Annotated in this window: 16 protein-coding genes; 6 read left to right on the top strand and 10 right to left on the bottom strand. The window is 48.8% G+C overall.

What is annotated here, in order from left to right; genetic code table 11:
• Window positions 1-60: 60 nt before the first annotated feature.
• From ABCW47_RS04815 to ABCW47_RS04795, 5 genes are all read right to left on the bottom strand, one after another.
• A complete protein-coding gene (locus ABCW47_RS04815; protein WP_343208726.1) occupies window positions 61-843 on the bottom strand; it encodes a biotin--[acetyl-CoA-carboxylase] ligase in 783 nt (260 codons plus the stop codon).
• Window positions 830-1,774 (bottom strand): ornithine carbamoyltransferase, encoded by a 945-nt coding sequence (gene argF / locus ABCW47_RS04810; protein WP_343208724.1) that lies wholly within the window; start codon window positions 1,772-1,774, stop codon window positions 830-832. The genes ABCW47_RS04815 and argF overlap by 14 nt, the downstream gene beginning before the upstream one ends.
• Before the next feature lie 105 nt (window positions 1,775-1,879).
• Window positions 1,880-3,133: a patatin-like phospholipase family protein gene (locus tag ABCW47_RS04805; RefSeq protein ID WP_343208723.1), complete on the bottom strand. Its 1,254-nt coding sequence runs from the start codon at window positions 3,131-3,133 to the stop codon at window positions 1,880-1,882.
• Window positions 3,134-3,272: 139 nt separating this feature from the next.
• Window positions 3,273-4,196 carry an SPFH domain-containing protein gene (locus ABCW47_RS04800; RefSeq protein WP_343208722.1) on the bottom strand — a complete coding sequence of 308 codons (924 nt, stop codon included), beginning with the start codon at window positions 4,194-4,196 and terminating at the stop codon, window positions 3,273-3,275.
• Window positions 4,197-4,200: 4 nt separating this feature from the next.
• Window positions 4,201-4,650, bottom strand: coding sequence for an NfeD family protein (locus ABCW47_RS04795; RefSeq protein WP_343208721.1), 450 nt, complete (start codon window positions 4,648-4,650; stop codon window positions 4,201-4,203).
• 275 nt (window positions 4,651-4,925) lie between these two features.
• Here ABCW47_RS04795 and ABCW47_RS04790 point away from each other — a divergent pair, with 275 nt between their 5' ends.
• Together ABCW47_RS04790 and ABCW47_RS04785 are read left to right on the top strand one after the other, a co-directional pair.
• Window positions 4,926-5,201 carry a hypothetical protein gene (locus ABCW47_RS04790; protein WP_343208720.1) on the top strand — a complete coding sequence of 92 codons (276 nt, stop codon included), beginning with the start codon at window positions 4,926-4,928 and terminating at the stop codon, window positions 5,199-5,201.
• Between the two features lie 69 nt (window positions 5,202-5,270).
• A complete protein-coding gene (locus tag ABCW47_RS04785) occupies window positions 5,271-6,536 on the top strand; it encodes a DNA polymerase Y family protein (protein WP_343208719.1) in 1,266 nt (421 codons plus the stop codon).
• A gap of 60 nt (window positions 6,537-6,596) precedes the next feature.
• On the opposite strand, the gene ABCW47_RS04780 is transcribed toward ABCW47_RS04785, so the two are convergent.
• Window positions 6,597-8,009, bottom strand: a complete 1,413-nt coding sequence (locus ABCW47_RS04780; protein WP_343208718.1) for an MATE family efflux transporter — start codon at window positions 8,007-8,009, stop codon at window positions 6,597-6,599.
• Between the two features lie 432 nt (window positions 8,010-8,441).
• Here ABCW47_RS04780 and ABCW47_RS04775 point away from each other — a divergent pair, with 432 nt between their 5' ends.
• The 4 genes from ABCW47_RS04775 (at window position 8,442) to ABCW47_RS04760 (ending at window position 13,294) form a co-directional block, all read left to right on the top strand.
• Complete coding sequence (locus ABCW47_RS04775; RefSeq protein ID WP_343208717.1) at window positions 8,442-9,791, top strand: MATE family efflux transporter; 1,350 nt, start codon at window positions 8,442-8,444, stop codon at window positions 9,789-9,791.
• Between the two features lie 173 nt (window positions 9,792-9,964).
• On the top strand, window positions 9,965-11,299 hold the full coding sequence (locus ABCW47_RS04770) for an MATE family efflux transporter (protein WP_343208716.1): 1,335 nt from the start codon (window positions 9,965-9,967) through the stop codon (window positions 11,297-11,299).
• A 15-nt stretch (window positions 11,300-11,314) separates the two neighbouring features.
• A complete protein-coding gene (locus ABCW47_RS04765) occupies window positions 11,315-12,655 on the top strand; it encodes an MATE family efflux transporter (protein WP_343208715.1) in 1,341 nt (446 codons plus the stop codon).
• A gap of 39 nt (window positions 12,656-12,694) precedes the next feature.
• A complete protein-coding gene (locus ABCW47_RS04760) occupies window positions 12,695-13,294 on the top strand; it encodes a DUF2628 domain-containing protein (protein WP_343208713.1) in 600 nt (199 codons plus the stop codon).
• A gap of 5 nt (window positions 13,295-13,299) precedes the next feature.
• On the opposite strand, the gene ABCW47_RS04755 is transcribed toward ABCW47_RS04760, so the two are convergent.
• From ABCW47_RS04755 to ABCW47_RS04740, 4 genes are all read right to left on the bottom strand, one after another.
• Window positions 13,300-14,298, bottom strand: coding sequence for a helix-turn-helix transcriptional regulator (locus tag ABCW47_RS04755; RefSeq protein ID WP_343208712.1), 999 nt, complete (start codon window positions 14,296-14,298; stop codon window positions 13,300-13,302).
• Between the two features lie 140 nt (window positions 14,299-14,438).
• On the bottom strand, window positions 14,439-16,325 hold the full coding sequence (gene glgB / locus ABCW47_RS04750; protein ID WP_343208711.1) for a 1,4-alpha-glucan branching protein GlgB: 1,887 nt from the start codon (window positions 16,323-16,325) through the stop codon (window positions 14,439-14,441).
• A gap of 233 nt (window positions 16,326-16,558) precedes the next feature.
• The gene (gene glgA / locus ABCW47_RS04745; RefSeq protein WP_343208710.1) at window positions 16,559-18,016 is read right to left on the bottom strand and encodes a glycogen synthase GlgA; all 1,458 of its coding nucleotides are present in this window, start codon (window positions 18,014-18,016) and stop codon (window positions 16,559-16,561) included.
• 291 nt (window positions 18,017-18,307) lie between these two features.
• Window positions 18,308-18,967 carry an ECF transporter S component gene (locus tag ABCW47_RS04740; RefSeq protein WP_343208709.1) on the bottom strand — a complete coding sequence of 220 codons (660 nt, stop codon included), beginning with the start codon at window positions 18,965-18,967 and terminating at the stop codon, window positions 18,308-18,310.
• Window positions 18,968-18,992: the final 25 nt, after the last annotated feature.

Below are 18,992 nucleotides of genomic sequence, written 5' to 3'. Positions count from 1 at the left end.
CGCCTTTCTCGTATTTTACCATCCGGCGGGCAGGACTTCAATAATAATTATCCGGTTCTTTTATACGTACCCGTAGATACCCCGGACCGAGACTTCCCCGGCGCCGATTTCCCTGCAGCTGCCGTCGGCCAGACGGATCAGAAGTTCCCCCGTCTCTCCGACTCCAAGCGCCGTCGCCTCATATTCCCCTGCCGGGTCCAGGATACGCACCCGACGGTCCTTATTCACCAGCCGCCGTTCATAATCAGCTTTCAGACGGGAGAGATCAAGATCGGCACAAAATATATCATAATATTCCTCAAAGCGCTCCAGAAATCGGCCCGCCACTGCTTCCCGATCGATTTCCTCTCCCTTTAACAGCCGCAAAGAAGTGGCCGTCTGCGCCACTTCTTCCGGAAAATATTCCATATTTGCATTGATGCCCATTCCGATCACCACATCCTTGATCTGATCGCCGGTCATATTAAGTTCCGTCAGGATACCGCACAGCTTCCGTCCTGCACCGACCAGGTCATTCGGCCATTTAATCTGTACCGAAACCCGCGTTACATCCTCAATGGCCTGAGCTGCTGCCAGCGCCGTAATGAGGGTGAGCATGGACACCTTCTCCACCGGAATTTCCGGTTTTAAGAGCAGGCTCATCCAGATTCCGGTTCCAGCCGGCGAATGCCAGCCTCTTCCCCGCCGTCCTCTTCCCGCGGTCTGATATTCCGCCGTCACCACGCTCCCGTGCCCGTCTTCACTGTCTGTAAAGTTCCGCACCGCCAGATTGGTGGAGTCCGTCTCCGTAAGATTGACAATGCGCCGGCCAATTATTCTGGTATTACAGTTAATTTTCTTCATTGCCCAATGTCGCAACCATAACTGCCTTAATCGTATGCATCCGGTTTTCTGCCTCATCAAAGACTACATCGGCATACTTCTCAAAAATATCACCGGTTACCTCATTTCCCTTCACCGCCGGAAGACAATGCAGTAAAATAGTGCTGTCCTTTCCCGTTTTTGCAAATAATTCCGCATTTACCTGATATGGTTTCAGAAGCGCAACCCGTTCTGCCGCCTTTTCTTCTTCACCCATGGAGCACCACACATCGGTATAGATGGCATCCGCCCCGGCAACTCCATCCGTGCTTGCCGTTATCTCAATGACGCCTCCTGATTCAGCCGCATACGCTTTGCAGGTATCCACCAGTTCCTGCTCCGGCCACAGGCTCTCGGGCGCCACAATCGTAAATTTCAGTCCCATCTTGGCGCTACCGATCATCAAACTGTTGGCCATATTGTTTCTGCCGTCCCCCACAAAGGCCAGATGCAGACCGGCCAGCTTTCCGAACTGTTCTTTTAAAGTCAGAAAATCTGCCAGGATCTGAGTAGGATGGTATGTATCTGTCAGTCCATTCCATACCGGGACGCCGCTGTATTTCGCCAGCTTCTCCACGGTATCCTGCTTAAAGCCCCTGAATTCGATGCCGTCAAACATCCTTCCCAGAACTCTCGCCGTATCCTCCACACTCTCCTTATAGCCCAGCTGAATGTCATCTCTTCCCAGATATTCCGGATGTGCGCCCTCATCCACACAGCCGACGGTAAAAGAGCATCTGGTCCGCGTAGACGGTTTTTCAAAAATCAGAGCAATATTTTTCCCTTTCAGGCTGTTTCCTGTGATACCCTGTTTCTTCTTTGCCTTCAGGTCTGCCGCCAGATTCAGCATGCCGTCAATCTCTTCCGGCGTAAAATCTTTCAGTGTTAAAAAACTACGTCCTTTTATGTTCATTTCAGGTCCCCCTTATTTTCCGGTAGTTTGTATTTTATTACATTTTCTTGTTATATTTATACATTACTATTCTTTTTCAGGTTTGTCAATTACTCAGAAAATCTTTTAAGAAAATAACGTATCCTCTTCCTGATCAGCTATTTTCCCGCTGCTCTGCTCCGGTATGCCCGCCCTGGTGTGGAGCATAATTACCTGCAGAATCACTTCTACAAATACAGGGAAGCGCAGCCCGTCCGTTTTTTCCAGCGCGCTGTACTTCTTTACGATCAGTGTAATCAGGCCCTCTATCGTATAAATATTATATTTTTTAATCCGCAGGGCTTTCGCACAGAGTTCCAGCATGGCGATATACAGATCCTGATAGGTCCAGTCCTTTCCAAGCCGCAGTTCTGCCGCCACCTCCGGAAATACCGTCTCAAACATCTGTCTCTGATAGAGCTCCGGGCGGGTATAGTCAAGCCTGGCCCACTCAATCAGAGCCATTCTGGCCGCCTCCGGTATCTCCGTCAGCAGACGGATATACTCTTCCTCCGGTTCCTCCGCCTGTATATAATAAACCTTCCCTTTCAGGCCCCGTATCAGACGCATTCCGTCATAGTATCCGATCTTCAGATTCAGCTGGCTTCTGTCCTTGTCAAAGTCCATAATCCCGCCTAAACCTACCCTGGGGGCCACCTCATAGACACTCACCTCCGGCGGTATCTTAATCCGCCTCTCCACGCCGAACCCATAGATACGGACGGAAATAATATCCCGGTATCCTCTGTTGATCAGCATGTCCAGGGGCACTTTATTGACCACGCCTCCGTCCAGGTAGCGCTTTCCATGCAGCTCCTCCGACTTGAAAAACGGCAGATAGGCGCTGGCCAGCAGATAATCTTTGATATAGCCCGGCTCCATCTGGGCATCGGTCAGATTCACCTCTTTCCTGTCATTCAGGGAAAAAGTGCCCAGCATAAATTCAATCGGTGAATTGCGTATTTTATCTTCATCAATATAGGTACTGATCATATTTTTCAGCGGAGTAATGTCAAATCCTCTGTCCGACAAAAATTTAATGGAATCCGCGCCGATTGTCCGGATATTCAGGGATTTTAAATCCAGGTGCATCAAAGACTGCATCTGATCATCCTTTACATCCATAATGCTGGAATACTGGATATTCGTCCAGATATTTTCCGCTGTCTCATAATCCCCCATGGTAATCAGCGCCCCGTTTAAAGCCCCCACCGACACTCCGGCAATTGCCTTTATCCTGATGCCGCACTCTCTCAGTGCCTTCCACACCCCGATCTGGTAGGCTCCCTTCGCACCGCCGCCCTCCAGTACCAGGCCGTATTCCTTTGATAAATCCAGCATTCTTAAAACTCCCTCTCAGCAAACACCATTCCCGCTTTGCGCGTCAGGCGCACTGCAAAAACACTTCTGTATTTTCTATGATGTAAAAAGGGAGTGCGATAGTTCGCACCCCCTCATTTCAGCTTTGCTTACACGCTTCTTATTTGGAAGCACCGACTTCCGTCAGAGATTTTACCAGACCGGCAACACCCTGAATTTCAGACGGTATAATAATCTTAGTCGCCTGACCATCCGCCGCCTTCGCAAAGGCCTCCAGACTCTTAATCTGAAGAACCGCATTGGTCGGATTGGATTCATTCAGGAATGTAATACCCTGGGCATTCGCCTGCTGAACCGCACGGATTGCCTCCGCCTGGCCTTCTGCCTCACGGATTGTAGCCTCTTTCTTTGCCTCCGCGTGAAGAATAGCCGCTTCCTTCTCGCCCTCTGCTTCCAGAATAGCGGATTCTTTCTTACCTTCCGCAACCAGAATGGTAGATTTCTTCTCACCTTCTGCTCTCAGGATGGACTCTCTTCTCTCACGCTCCGCTTTCATCTGTTTCTCCATGGCATCACGGATTGCAGCCGGCGGAATAATATTTTTCAGCTCTACACGGTTTACTTTAATTCCCCAGGGATCAGTAGCCACATCCAGGGAAACTCTCATCTTTGTATTGATAATCTCTCTGGAGGTCAGAGTCTGATCCAGTTCCAGATCACCGATAATATTTCTCAAAGTGGTCGCCGTCAGATTTTCAATTGCCATAATCGGGTTGACAACACCATAAGCGAAAAGCTTCGGGTCCGTAATCTGGAAGAAAACGACCGTATCAATCTGCATGGTTACGTTATCCTTCGTGATAACCGGCTGGGGCGCAAAATCCACAACCTGCTCTTTTAACACAACTTTCTTGGCAATCCGGTCCAGAATCGGCACTTTAAAGTGAAGGCCTACTCCCCATGTCCCCTGATAGCCGCCCAGACGCTCGATGACAAATGCCTGTGCCTGAGGTACGATCTTAATACAGGAAACAATAAGCCATAAAATCAGAACTGCCACTACTCCCAAAATAATATACTGCATTTATTTACTCCTCCTTCTCCGGTACTTCACTTACAATCAGCTTTACACCCCGTATTTCTTTGACCGCCACACAGCTGCCGGGTTCTATCGTCTGTTCCCCGTCGGCCCGTGCCGTCCATTCCTGCCCGTTTAATACAACGGTTCCGGTTTCGTTAAAGTTGTCGATCCGCTCCGTTACCTTTGCTTTTTTCCCAATCAAACTCTCATAATTGGTCTTGGTCCTCCGGCCGTTCAGATATTTGACAGCCCATGGCCTTGTAAAAATTAACAGCAGTATGGATACCGCTATAAAAATCAAAACCTGTACGACATCTCCTGCTCCCAGCAATGCAGCCAGAAATGCGATAAATGCCCCTGCTGCAAACCATATGGTGGTCAATCCGACGGTTACAATTTCAATAATCAGCAAAACCGCCACTGCTATCAACCAATAGTATGGTTGTATAACATCCATTGTACTCACCTCCTGTTGTCTGTCCGGATTTCTTTCTCTATCCGGTTATTATATATTTTAACCCATCCCTTATGCATTTTCAATGTGTTTTTCTTTTCTTATATGAAATAGGACTGCCGGTCGAATTCTGTCTTTTCCTCCCTTAATTTTCCATTTGACGAACATGTGTTTGCATTGTATAATAAAATCACTTTCGAACACATATTCTATATCATGTGTTTGGAATATTATTATTCCTGTTCAGCCCGATTATGACAGAAAGGAGACGTTTTGCGATGTCTGCACACACTCTTCCTGTCGATGTGATTGCTGTTTTCAATCCTTCCGGGGAGGTAAAACCTCTTTTTTTACAGGCAGAAGGCGCGCAGTACAGCCTTCTTCGGCTCAAGATAAACCGTGTTCTGTCTGTCCGGGAAGAACAATACGGCGGCATTCGCTGTTTCCATTACGTCTGCGAGACAATTCTGCCGGGAGACCGCATCCGGCTTCTGGACATTTATTATCACATTGATACCCATCGCTGGCTTCTTAAAAATCCGCCGGAACTTTAGGCCACCTGAAAATGACAGGCCCATCCGGCCTTGCCGCCCGGTATTCATTTTTAGGAAAGGAGAACTACTATGAGCTGCCCCAGAGTCATTTTTCATATTGATGTCAACAGCGCTTTCCTGAGCTGGGAAGCCGTATACCGCCTTCATTTTCTCCATGAGACTTCGGATCTGAGAGAGATTCCCTCCGCGGTCTGCGGAAGCCCGGCCGAGCGGCATGGTATTGTCCTGGCCAAATCGCTTCCTGCCAAAGCCTATCATATTTACACTGCCCAGACGATCAACGACGCGCTGAAGCTCTGTCCTCAGCTTACTATTGTACCTCCAAGATACGCTCTCTATGAAAAATGTTCCGATGCCTTTATGAAGATTTTAAGGGATTATACTCCCGATGTGGAGCAGTACAGCATTGATGAAGCTTTTATGGATATGACCGGTACTTCCCGCCTGTACGGTTCTCCGGTTGCCGCCGGGGTTATGATCAAGGACCGGATTTTCAGGGAATTAGGTTTCACGGTAAATATCGGAATCTCCAGCACCAAGCTTCTGGCCAAGATGGCTTCCGATTTCAAAAAGCCCAACCTGGTCCACACACTTTTTCCGGAAGAGCTGGAGAAAAAAATGTGGCCTCTTCCCGTGGAGGATTTATTCAGTGCCGGCCGTTCCACCTGCCGCAAGCTGCGTACTCTGGGAATCCGCACAATCGGGGATCTGGCCCGGACCGATCCATCTATCCTGAAATCCCATTTCGGCAAACTGGGCCTCGTCCTCCACCGCTACGCCAATGGTATCGACGACTCCCCCGTCCTGACTGCCCGTCCGGATAACAAAGGCTATGGCAATTCCATGACCATTGATCATGACCTGGTTTCCCTCAGGGAAATGCGCCCCTACCTGCTCTCCCTCTGTGAGACGGTAGCTACCCGGCTGCGTGCCGACGATATGTACACTTCTGTTGTCTGTGTTTCCTATAAAGACTGCTTCCTGAGAAAAACAAGTCACCAGGCCACCCTCCTCTCGTCCACACATACGGCCATGGACTTATTCCATCAGGCCTCCCGCCTGATCGCGGAATGCTGGGACGGCACTCCGGTCCGTCAGCTCGGTATCCATACTACCCGTCTGTCCAGAGAAGGGAGCGCCCAGCTGGACCTCTTCTCCGGAGACCGTCCCCTTAGACAGGAAAAGCTGGAACAGGCAGTGGATACCATCCGTGCCCGCTTTGGCACCGACTCCATCAAACGGGCTGTCTTTCTCTCCTCCGGCATTCACCATATGAATGGGGGAATCCCAAGAGAAAAACAAAATCCGCCCCACGAAGGCGGATATTACTTATAAAAGTGAAAAACAGGAACCGGACTCACCATACCGGTTCCTGCTTCTAATCATGCTCATTTCTTAAGCCTGCGCACTGCTCTCGGCTTCTTTTTCTTTCTTGTGCGGTATCCTGTCCCCGGATTCTTCCATATAATGCCGCAGCCAGTTACCCTTCCACAGGTATAGCAGGGAGACAATAACCGTGGTCAGCCAGGAAACCGGATAACCCAGGAGAACCGTGCTGAGCTGGCCGGTGATCGGTGTGAGAATATTGACCCACAGCATCCGGAGCCCGCACATATTACCCACCATAATCAGCATGGCAACAAAGGATTTTCCAGCCCCTCTGAACGATCCGGTCAGGGACTGGGCAATTGCCAGCATCCAGTAGAACGGCACCAGCACATGCAGCATCAGCATACCGTAGGATATTACCTCGGCATCTCTGGAGAAAATCTGCAAAATATGAGATCCGAAGAAAAACAGCAGGATTGATATAGTTGCGCTATATATCAAACTCATAACTGCACCTACAACCACGCCCTTTTTCACACGGTCATACTTGCGTGCCCCGATATTCTGACCTGTAAATGTCATGGAGGCCAGGCCGAAACTGGTAATCGGCATGACGACGAAACCATCCACCTTCATATAGGAACCGCAGCCTGCCATCGCCGTAGCCCCAAACGAGTTGATGTTAGCCTGAATCACCACGTTGGACAGGCTGATGACACAGGTCTGCAGGCCGCTGGGGATACCCATCTTCAGGATACGCACCATCATCCGCTTATCCACCCGCAGCTTCTTCAGATCCAGGCGATAGGAATCTTCACTGCGGTTGAGAGCCAGAACAACCAGCACAGCGGAGATCATCTGAGCCAGAACAGTAGCGATGCCTACGCCTTCCACTCCCATGCCGAAGCCCGCCACAAAAAGCAGATCCAGTACAATATTTACAATGGAAGCCGCACAGAGATAGTACAGCGGACGCCGGGAATCTCCCACCGCACGCAGAATACCCGCTCCCATATTATAAACCAGGTTAAATAGAGAACCGCAGAAATAAATACGAAAATAGAGAATTGAATTCGGCATGACATCCTCCGGGGTTCCCATCATCCGAAGCAGAACCGGAGATAAAAGAATACCCAGACCAATTAAAATCACACCGCCGATCATCGCCAGGGTAATGGACGTGTGTACAGCCTGGGAAAGTTCTCTTTCCCTTCGGCCCCCATAGAACTGGGATATTACCACGCCGGCGCCGGTAGCGATACCGATAAACAGACCAATAATCAGATTAATCAGAGAGTTGCTGGAACTGACTGCCGCCAGCGCACTGCTGCCGATATAATTACCCACCACGATTGTGTCCACGGTATTATACAGCTGCTGGAACAGATTTCCAATCAACAAGGGAACAGAAAACAGCAAAAGCTGTTTCCATATGGTACCTTCTGTCATAACTACGTCATGACTGTGACCACGTTTCAAAACCTTCTCCTCACTTTCGTTTCATACTGAACAGCCTGTCCGGCAGAACCATTATTTTGCTGATCAGCCGGAGAACCATTCTGTGAATTCAAGTACGCCTCGGCGTACTTGCTGCAATCCGCCGGAGACTTTATCATTGTATTTATTTTATCCTCTTTCCATTTCAAACGCAACTAAGAATTCAATTATCCGCTGTTTGCCTGGGACAAATGAGAGTGCTATACTGTTTATAATAAGCGGTTACGTACGGATTTTTCAAGTACGCCTCGGCGTACTTGCTGCAATCCGCCGGAGGCTTTATCTTGGAAGGAAACCTAACTCCCACCATGACGAATTTGTTATTTACTCACCACCTATTGAGGTGGGAGTCTTATCTGCTTCCATGATAAAAATAAAATAAAGCGAACTGCCAAACAGAGGGGAAGTAATAATATGGCGCTTCAAAATGACCTGACCCACGGTAATGTGCGGTCTCACATCATTCGTTTTTCCATTCCGTTGATTGTATCCAACCTGTTCCAGGCGCTCTACAATGCGGTGGATATGTTTTTCGTCGGACAGTTTACCACCACGGCCCAGCTCTCCGCCGTGTCTGTCAGCGGGCCCATCATGAATATTATGATCATGACTATCTCCGGCCTGTCTGTGGCTGTCACAATCCTGCTGGGAACTTATATCGGGCAGGGGCACACACAGGATGTGAAGAAACTGGCCAACACCACCATTTCCATCTACGCTGTTCTCTCACTCGTCATAGCGGTTCTGGGATTTTTCGGCACGCCGCTGATTCTTAAGCTGGTCCGCACGCCGGAGCAGGCTTTTCCCTTCGCCGTCTCCTACCTGAGGACAATCTTCGCCGGTATTGTATTTATGTTTGGTTATAACCTGATCGGCGCCTTCCAGCGCGGGTTCGGGGACAGCAAGAGCAGTATGCTGTTTGTTATCGTTGCCGCCTGCTGCAATATTGTGCTGGACTATCTCTTTATCGCGGTTTTTCATATGGGAGCCTTCGGCGCGGCACTGGCGACCGTCATTGCACAGGGACTTTCGTTTATCATGGGTATTATTTATTTTCGTCTGAAAAAGCATGTCATAACCTTCTCTCCCAGGGAGATGCGGATTTCCGTACCTCATATGAAGAAATTCTTCCGGACCGGTATTCCGGCCGCGTTTCAGCAGTTTCTTCTCACATTATCCATGCTCACGCTAAGCGGTATCGCCAACAGTTTCGGCCTTGCCGCCAGCGCCGGCTACGGCATCGGGGTAAAGATTGACAGCTTTGCCGGTCTGCCAAGCGATGCCCTGAATATGACGATGGCCTCCTTTGCATCCCAGAATATCGGCGCCGGTGAAAAGGAACGGGCCAAAAAAGGGCTTCGCGAAGCGTTGAAACTGGGCTTTTTTGTGGCGCTTGCAATCGCTCTTGCCGTCTTCTTTCTGGCCATCCCGATTTCTTCTATCTTTAATAACGACCCGGAAGTGCTCTCCTACGCATCCTCCTATCTGAAATTGTCCTGCTTCGCCTATATTTTCTTTGCGTTTGTGCATCCCCAGATTGGCTTTATCCGGGGTTCCGGCAATGTGATCCAGACTTTGAAGAATGTGATTCTCTCCCAGTATCTGATCCGTATCCCCATCGCTTTTCTCGCCGCCCATCTCTTCGGTTTTCCGGGTATCGCCATCGGTGTCATCGCAGGACCCCTTTCCTCCACGATCACCTATGGACTCTATATCCGAAGCGGAAAATGGGACCCGGAGTATACGGCAAAACAGAAGGCTTGAGAAAACAGTTTAATCCCTGATTAAAGACAAAGAAGAAATTTTCCTTCTGCTGTTAAATTTTTACTGTTCGTGCTATACTAATCCATGACTGTATTTCTCTGCAGCCGCCTTTTCAGCGCTTGCCGCCGTACCTTTGTCCCGGCAGTGAAATTGTGTATAGAGGGGGATTTTATGTGGCACTACAAAATGATTTAACCCAGGGGAGTGTTAGACGGCATCTGGTCCGTTTCGCCATTCCGCTGATTATTTCCAATCTGTTTCAAGCTCTTTACAATGCGGTGGACATGTTCTTTGTCGGACAGTTTACCACCACAGCCCAGCTGTCCGCCGTATCTGTCAGCGGGCCTATTATGAACATTCTGATCATGACCATCAACGGTCTTTCCGTCGGTGTCACAATTCTGATCGGCAGCTATTCCGGCAATCATCAGGAAGACGATATTAAAAAACTGTCCAATACGGCAATTGCGCTTTACGCCATATTGTCTGTGGCAGTAGCGGTGCTGGGATTTTTTCTCACGCCCCAGATTCTGCGTCTGGTTCAGACACCGGAGCAGGCCATGCCCTACGCCATCTCCTATCTCCGGACTATTTTCGTGGGAATTCTCTTTATGTTCGGCTATAATCTGATCGGCTCCTTTCAGAGAGGGTTCGGCGACAGTAAAAGCAGTATGCTCTTTGTCATCATCGCCGGCCTGTGCAATATTGTTCTGGATTATATCTTTATCGGAAGTTTTCATATGGGTGCTTTCGGCGCCGCGCTGGCTACGGTGGCCGCACAGGCAGTATCCTTCGTCATGGGTATCTGCTACTTCCGGATCAAAAAGCATATTATCACATTTTCGCCGAAAGAAATCCGGATCTCCCGGCCTCATTTAAAGAAGCTGATGGTAACCGGACTTCCGGCTGCGGCGCAGCAGTTCCTGCTCAATGTTTCCTTTACAACCTTAAGCGGAATCGCCAACACCTTCGGCCTTGCCGCCAGCGCCGGCTATGGCATCGGGGTTAAAATCGACAACTTTGCCTTTCTCCCCAGCGACTCCATCAATCTTGCCATGTCCTCCTTTACCTCCCAGAATATCGGTGCCGGTAAAAAAGAGAGGGCAAAGACAGGCTTAAAAGAAGCGCTCAAGCTGGATGTGGCAATCGCTGCCTGCCTTACGGCAATTGTCTATTTCGGAGCGCCCTATCTGGCATCCATCTTCAATAAGGACGCACAGGTGCTCTCCTATGCCACGACTTACCTCAGGATTGCCTGCTTTACCTATGTCCTCTTTGCCATCGTACATCCGATGATCGGATTTGCAAGAGGTTCGGGCAACACCCTGTTTTCTCTGAAAAATGTCATCGGCTCCCAGTATCTGGTACGTATCCCGGTGGCATTGCTCTGCGCACATTTTATTGGATTTCCCGGCATTGCCATCGGAGTGGTGGCCGGTCCGGTCTTTTCTATTATAAATTATATTTTCTTTATTAAAAAAGGAAAATGGGATCATGGATATGTATAAAGGAGGCCATTCGTTATGGCACTGAGAAACGATTTAACTCAGGGTAATGTCAGGTCACATATCGTACGGTTTGCCATTCCTCTGATTATTTCCAACCTGTTTCAGGCACTGTACAATGCAGTGGATATGTTTTTTGTGGGCCGCTTCACCACCACGGCCCAGCTTTCTGCCGTCTCGGTCAGCGGCCCCATTATGAACGTAATGATTATGACCATCAGCGGCCTGTCCATCGGGATTACGATCCTGATCGGAAATTACCTTGGGCAGAATCAGCTGGATGATATCCGCCATCTTGCCAACACGGCGATCTCGCTGTTTGGCCTGGCCTCGGTCGTGATCGGGGCGCTGGGATTTTTGTTTACTCCCCAGATTCTGTCGCTGGTACAGACGCCGGCGGAATCTATGGACTTTGCGGTTTCCTATCTGCGCACAATCTTTGCCGGCATACTATTTATGTTCGGCTACAATCTGATTGTTGCTTTCCAGCAGGGATTTGGGGACAGCAAAAGCAGCATGCTCTTTGTCATCATCGCAGGCTGCTGCAATATCGTGCTGGACTATATGTTTATCGCGATTTTCTCTATGGGAGCCTTTGGAGCAGCTCTGGCAACCGTAATCGCGCAGGCCCTTTCCTTTCTTCTGGGAATCTTATATTTCAGGATTAAGAAACATATTATTACCTTCTCGCCGAAGGAATTACATATTTCCAGACCACATTTACGTAAGATTATTTCCAAGGGCCTTCCTGCCGCCGCCCAGAAGTTCCTGCTGAATATCTCCCTGGTCACGTTAAGCGGCCTGGGCAACAGCTTTGGCGTAGCCGCCAGCGCTGCCTACGGAATCGGAGTGAAGATTGACAACTTCTCCAATCTGCCCACCGATGCGCTTAATTCCGCCGTTTCCGCCTTTACCTCCCAGAACATCGGGGCGGATAAAAAGGACCGGGCCTACAGCGGCCTTAGGGAAGCGGTTAAAATCGGCTCGATTATTGCAGTGGCAACCGCCCTGATCGTATTCTTCTTCCCGGCGCAGCTCACCTCCATCTTTAATAAAGATCCGGATGTAGTTGCGACCTCGGTTTCCTACTTAAGGCTCTCCTGCTTCTCTTACCTGACCTCCGGCTTTGTCTATCCGCTGATCGGTTTTGTAAGAGGTACGGGCAATGTGCTGGAAACCTTAAAGGTAGTGACCATTTCCCAATATGTTGTCAGAATACCGGCAGCCTTTCTGGGCGCTCATTTCCTGGGTTTTCCGGGCATTGCAGTAGGTGTCATCGCCGGCCCGGTTGCCTCCATGCTGCTCTACTACCGTTATGTTAAACGTTTGAAACGAAAACAGTTCCAAACTTCTGATTAGTGCAGTATCGCAGTTATTCTATTTAGAAAGGATGTTTCTATGACGGATTATAATGGTTTTGATTTTGGGCCGGACGCCGCCGGCACGAAAGACCGGATTGACGGCTATCTGGTATCCGATATCCATCTGATTACCGGACAGGATAAAGCAGAACATTATACAGAGAAATTCAGAGATCTGGAAAATGGCCGCCATCCGTTTCATATTCCGGCTATGCTTGCCGCTCCGCTCTGGATGGCCTACCGGAAAATGTGGCGGGGCTTTGGCATTTACTGGTGCGTCTGCGCGGCGGTCAGTTTTTTGTGGTCGTTTCTGGTTCAGTCTGCCCAGAAATATTCGGTGATTTCCTACGATCTGTTCCAGCGAATCTCAGGTATCTCCACTCTGCTATCCATCGCGATTTCCGTCATCTTCGGCTTTGTGGCCTACCGGTTATACTGGAACCACACCAGGAGAATCCTGAGCCGGGCCGGCTGCAAAGACAGGGCTCCCGTCCCTGATCCGGCTCTGGAAAAGGGCCTGGCGGAAAAAGGCGGCACCAGCATCGGCTTCATCGTCCTGGCCGTAGCCTACAATTTCTTTCTCAATCAGCTGATCAACTATCTGATCGCTGTATTTTCAGGCACAATCAGCTGGTAAATTAGCTACTGTTTTTCCCGCGGGTCACTGTCTTGCTCCAGCTTTTGCACCGGTCTGACATATTTAAAATACTGTTCCGGATTATAGTAAAAATACATAATTCTGCCCGGAGAAGTATCGAGGGAGCAGCCATGGCCTTCATAATCAAATGCGGCCATGGCCTTTTCTATTTTTTCTTCCACGCTGCGGTTTTCCTGTTCGTAATCAAAGGGTCCGTGTTCAAAAACAATATATTCTGCTTCGGGGATATCAATCATATGCATATGCAAAGGCACTTTCCCGCTGTAATCGGGCGAAAGCCGTACACCCCAGCACTCTGTACGCGGGAAACCCCAGTCACAAAGCCTGCCGTCCGGGTCATTCCTGTATGCCATGATCTGACCGCTTCCGCAGTTAACCTCACTTCCGCCTTCATCGTCCAGTTTTCCTTTTATACTGTCTAACAAGCCGCAAATCGTTTCATAATCCTGTCCCGGAATCTGATTCTGCTTTTGCCAGAAATCCCAATAGCCGTTACTCTCATTATTCTTGATATGCAGAAATTTGTGCGCGGGTATGGTTATAAAATAAATTTTAACGTCCTCTGTGGATTTGATCATGCCAATCTCTCCTAAACCTAAAAAGTAGCGGTCAAAGGGGCTTATTTTTGTGCGGAGAACAACAGGCCTGGGATCTTTTCGATATTCGCTGGGCGTTATGCCATACGCTCCCTTGAACGCTCTGGTAAATGCCTCATGGGACGAAAATCCATAGTCAAATGCAATATCCAGGAGACTCTTGCCGCTGTCCCTCACCTCTTTCAACGCAAATGCCAGTTTCCTCTGCCGCACATAGTCTTTAAAAGGCATACCCGCTATTTCCTTAAATTTTCTAGTTGTATAAAATTCGGAATATCCCAGCCTGCGGGAAAGAAAGCGCAGGGTCAGCGCTTCGTCGTTATACCCCTTGATGCAGGTATCAATTTCCTCTGTCATTATTTGTATCTGTCTCTGCCACTCGTACACCTGTTTCACCTCTTTTCAACCGCTCTGCAGTTTATTATAGACATGTGCTAGGATTGCGGCTTGATTTTACTTGCTGTCTTTTTGTAATACAGAAGCGGCATAGCCGAAGCTACGCCGCTTTCCAATCCATTCGAGTTATTTTATTTCCCAGCGCTTTTCGCCTGAGCCGTCTCCACGGCCTCTTTCTTTCCGGCGCCGCGCTTTACACGCTTCACATCATAAATCAACCCGGTAAACGGCGGAATATCAATTTCCATGGAGTATTTCCACATCTTATAGGATTCTTTTTCCGTTTCCACCGGTTTTAAACGGCGCCGTCCGGTTCCGCCGTACTTCTTCACATTGCTGTTGAATACCTGGGTAATGGAAACCGGTTTATCATAGCCAAATTTGAACTTCTTATAATGGCGGTCTGACATATTCAGCACAATAATCAGGCTGCCATGCTTATTTTTCCGCTCATAGATGAACACGCTTTCCTCCGGACTGTCCACCACCAGCCAGCGGAAACTGTTGGGATCGTATTCTTTCTCGTAGAGAACCGGACTTTTCACATAAAACTCATTCAAATCCTTCCAGTACCGGTGAAATTCATCGTGCAGCGGAAATCCCAGAAGGTTCCAGTCCATCTCCGCCTTCTCATCCCACTCCCGGAAATGGCCGATCTCATTTCCCATAAAATTCAGCTTCTTGCCCGGATGGGTGAACATGTACAGATAAAATACTCTTCCCTCCGGGAATTTGGCGTCATAATCGCCCCACATCTTCTGCAGGATGGTGGCCTTTCCGTGAACCACCTCATCGTGGGACAGGGACAGCAGAAAACGTTCACTGTAAAAATACATCATGGAGAAGGAAAGTTTATAATAGTGATCCTTTTTGTACTCCGGCGGGATCTTCATATATTCCAGGGTATCGTTCATCCAGCCCATATCCCATTTATAATCAAATCCCACTCCTCCGTCCGCCACCGGCCGGGTAACGTCAGGGAATGTGGTGGAATCCTCCGCGATCAGCATAACATTCTTATTCCGCTTATGCAGGCCTTCGTTCATGGTTTTCAGGAAGTGCACGCCGCCTTCGTTCTCGCCTCTGCGGCTGTCTCCCTGCCAGTAGAGGATATTGCTTACCGCATCCATCCGCAGGCCGTCCACATGAAATTTCTCCAGCCAGAAATTAGCGGCCGATTTCAGGTAGCTGGAAGTCTCGCCTCTGAAATAGTTGAAGTTACAGGAACCCCACTCATTGTAGGCCACGTCCTCCGCATCATATTCATATAAAGGCTGCCCGTCAAACTTAAGAAGCCCGAAATCATCCGTCACAAAGTGGCCGGGGACGAAGTCCATAATCACGCCGATCTTATTCTTATGACAGGTATTTACAAAGGACATAAACTGCTCCGGCGTGCCGTACCGGGATGTCACGCTGAAAAAGCAGCTGACCAGATAGCCCCAGGAGGCATACAGAGGATGCTCATTCAGCGGCAGCAGTTCTACATGGGTAAAATGATTCTCTTTCAAATACGGGATCAGCAGTTCAGCCAGTTCTTCATAGCTGTACCAGGAACCGTCCTCCTTCTGACGCCAGGACCCGAAATGTATCTCATAGATACTCATGGGCTTGTCAAAGTTCAGGCTTCTGCTCTTCATCCACTGACCGTCCGTGAAACGGAAGTGATCAAGACTTGTAATAACAGACGCATTTTTCGGCGGTTCTTCCATCAGAAATCCATAGGGGTCCGATTTGTATACCATTCTACCGTCCTGTCCGTGAATCCGGTACTTGTACATCTGTCCTTCTTTTGCACCGGGTACAAAGTAAGTATGCGCGCCGGCCTCGTTCAGGCTCATCTCAAAGGGTTCCCAGCCGTTAAAATCTCCCACCAGTTCCACCTTTTCCGCCCTGGGGGCACAGACCCGGAAAACCACGCCGGCCTCTTCATTCTGCACATCAGGATGGGCCCCGAAATATTCATAAGCCGTAAAGCTGTTTCCTTCATAAAAATCTTTCAGTACTTTATCGCTCATAATAATGCTCTCCTCAACGTTTTATTTATGGAAGGAGATAAGACTCCCCCCTCTATCGGTGGTGAGTAAATAACAAATTCGTCTTGGCGGGAGTCTAATCTCCTTCCAAGATAAAGCCTCCGGCGGATTGCAGAGCCGCACAGATGTATTATGTCATGCAAAGCATGACGTGCGGCTCGCAGCAAGTACGCCGAAGCGTACTTGAATTCAGCTTCTGTCCGCTTTCTCATCTTTTACCATGGGGTGAGCATATGATAGATCTCCTCATAGCGCTTTGCGGACCTGGTCCAGGAAAAGTCCTTCTTCATGCCGCGGATAGCCATCTTGTCCCATTTATCCCTCATGTCATAGTAGACCTGTTTTGCATAATTGATAATGCGCAGCATTTCATCCGCATTGTAATTGGAGAAGGAAAATCCGGTTCCCGTACTTTCATATTCGTTAAATGGGGCCACCGTATCCTTCAGGCCGCCGGTTTCCCGCACAATAGGAATCGTGCCGTAACGCAGGGAAATCAGCTGTGTCAGTCCGCAGGGCTCAAACCGTGAGGGGATTAACATCGCATCGGCCGCCGCATACAGTTTATGAGACAAATCCTCCGAATAGAACAGGTTAGCGGATACCCTCTCCGGATAAATCCACTGGTAGTGGCGGAACATATTCTCATACTTCTCCTCGCCGGTGCCAATCACCACAAACTGGACGTTGGGATCTGCAATGCCGTCCATCACCCAGTCCACCAGGTCAAGTCCCTTCTGCTCGGTCAGCCGGGAGATAATCCCGATCATAAACTTATTTTCATCTTCCGGCAGTCCAAGCTGCTTTTGGAGCTGCAGCTTATTCTGCACTTTATTCTTCTTCCAGGTCTCCGCCGTGTAATTTTCATAAATATGGCTGTCTGTATCCGGGTTAAAAATCTCATAGTCGATTCCGTTGACAATACCGCAGAGTGCATAATTCTTAAACCGCAGTAACCCGTCCAGTCCCTCCCCGTAGTAGGAGGACTGTATCTCCCCTGCATAAGTATCACTGACCGTGGTAATATAGTCGGCATAGACAATACCGCCCTTTAGCATATTGGCCTCGCCGTTAAACTCCATGGCTCCAAGGGGTTGAAATACATATTCCGGCAGGCTCGTGAGATACCGGAAGGTATCCGTATTATAGATGCCCTGAAATTTCAGGTTGTGGATCGTCAGCATCGTCTTCGTACCGTAATAAAAACCGTTCTCCTGATACAGGGTCCTCAGATACACCGGAATCAGGGCCGACTGCCAGTCATGGCAGTGGATCACATCCGGTTTGAAATTAATTACCGGCAGGATGGCAAGCACCGCCTTGCTGAAAAAGCAGAATTTTTCAATGTCGAACTTGGCATCCGTGCTGTAGGGGGACCAGCCGCTGAAATAATATTCGTTGTCCACAAAGTAATACGTAATTCCTTCATACTCGCAGGACATGATGCCTACATGTACATGGGTAAATTTATGGCCGAAATCCATATAAAAATGATGGACATACTGGAAATTACTCCGGTACTCCCATGGAATACAGGTATAATTAGGCATGATAACACGCACGTCAAACTCTTCTTTATTCAATGCCTTGGGAAGCGCCCCCACTACGTCTGCCAGGCCTCCGGTCTTCATAAACGGAACACATTCCGACGCGGCAAATAATATTTTTTTCATTCTGACACCCCTTTCTTTTCTATCCTGCTCCAGTCCGTTTTGGCTTTTCAAACGGACTGTACTACTCACAACTTTACTCTATTATACCATTTTCAAGTGCAATATCAACAAAAACCATTGTTATATTATAGGGTTTTTTGTCATTTCCACCTAATTTTTTTGAAACATTATGTCGAAAGATGCAATTGCGGCTCATTTTCCAGATCAGCCGCCCTGCCGCTACGCATCCTGTTTTTATCCTGGGTGTGCCGCCCATTTTAAAAGGCCGCTGCAAACCAGCGGCCCTTTTTATCATATAATTCCTTTTAATGCCAGAAAAATCAGGACACAGGTAATCAAAATCAGACCAGCCACCAGCAGGCCGCCCGTTTTCTTCCCCTGTCCGGCTTCTTCTCCGGCCTTTGACGGAGCAACCAGCCCTGCCCTGCGCAGTGCACCGGCAACAGGCTTATAAATCAACAGCGTAATTGCCATGTTAAGTCCGCTCTTTAACAGATTAAAGGGCAGAAATGCCGGAAGCAGTAGCTCGACCACCTTATCCCGGGGATATCCCATATAAAGAGGCGTAATCAGGTAATTCCAAAGCAGCATCACTGCGGTCATCATGACACAGCCTGCCAGCAATCCCATAACCGCGCCTTTCAGACTATGCTTCTTTTTATAGATATAGGCGGCTGTACAGGCGAACGCACAGGTGGACAGAAAATTCATAATGCAGCCAATGACCCCTGTATCACTTATCGTAACCATCTCAATCAAAGATACTACAGCGGAAATCAGGAAAGAAACCATGGGGCCGAACAAAAAGCCTCCGATGGTGATGATCACATCCTTAGGATCATACTTCAAAAACAGTACCACCGGAACCCGTACCAGCACCGTCATCAGGTAGGCGATTGCGCACATCATGGCAATCATAGTCATTTTTCTCGTTTTTGCATTTGTATTCATTGCTACATCCATGCATACTGCAGTT

It is taken from the genome of Anaerolentibacter hominis (genome assembly GCF_032380675.1).
GTDB classification, from domain to species: Bacteria; Bacillota; Clostridia; order Lachnospirales; family Lachnospiraceae; genus Anaerolentibacter; species Anaerolentibacter hominis.
The sequence above is the reverse complement of the archived record's forward strand: the minus strand, read 5'-3'. Positions and strand labels throughout refer to the sequence as shown.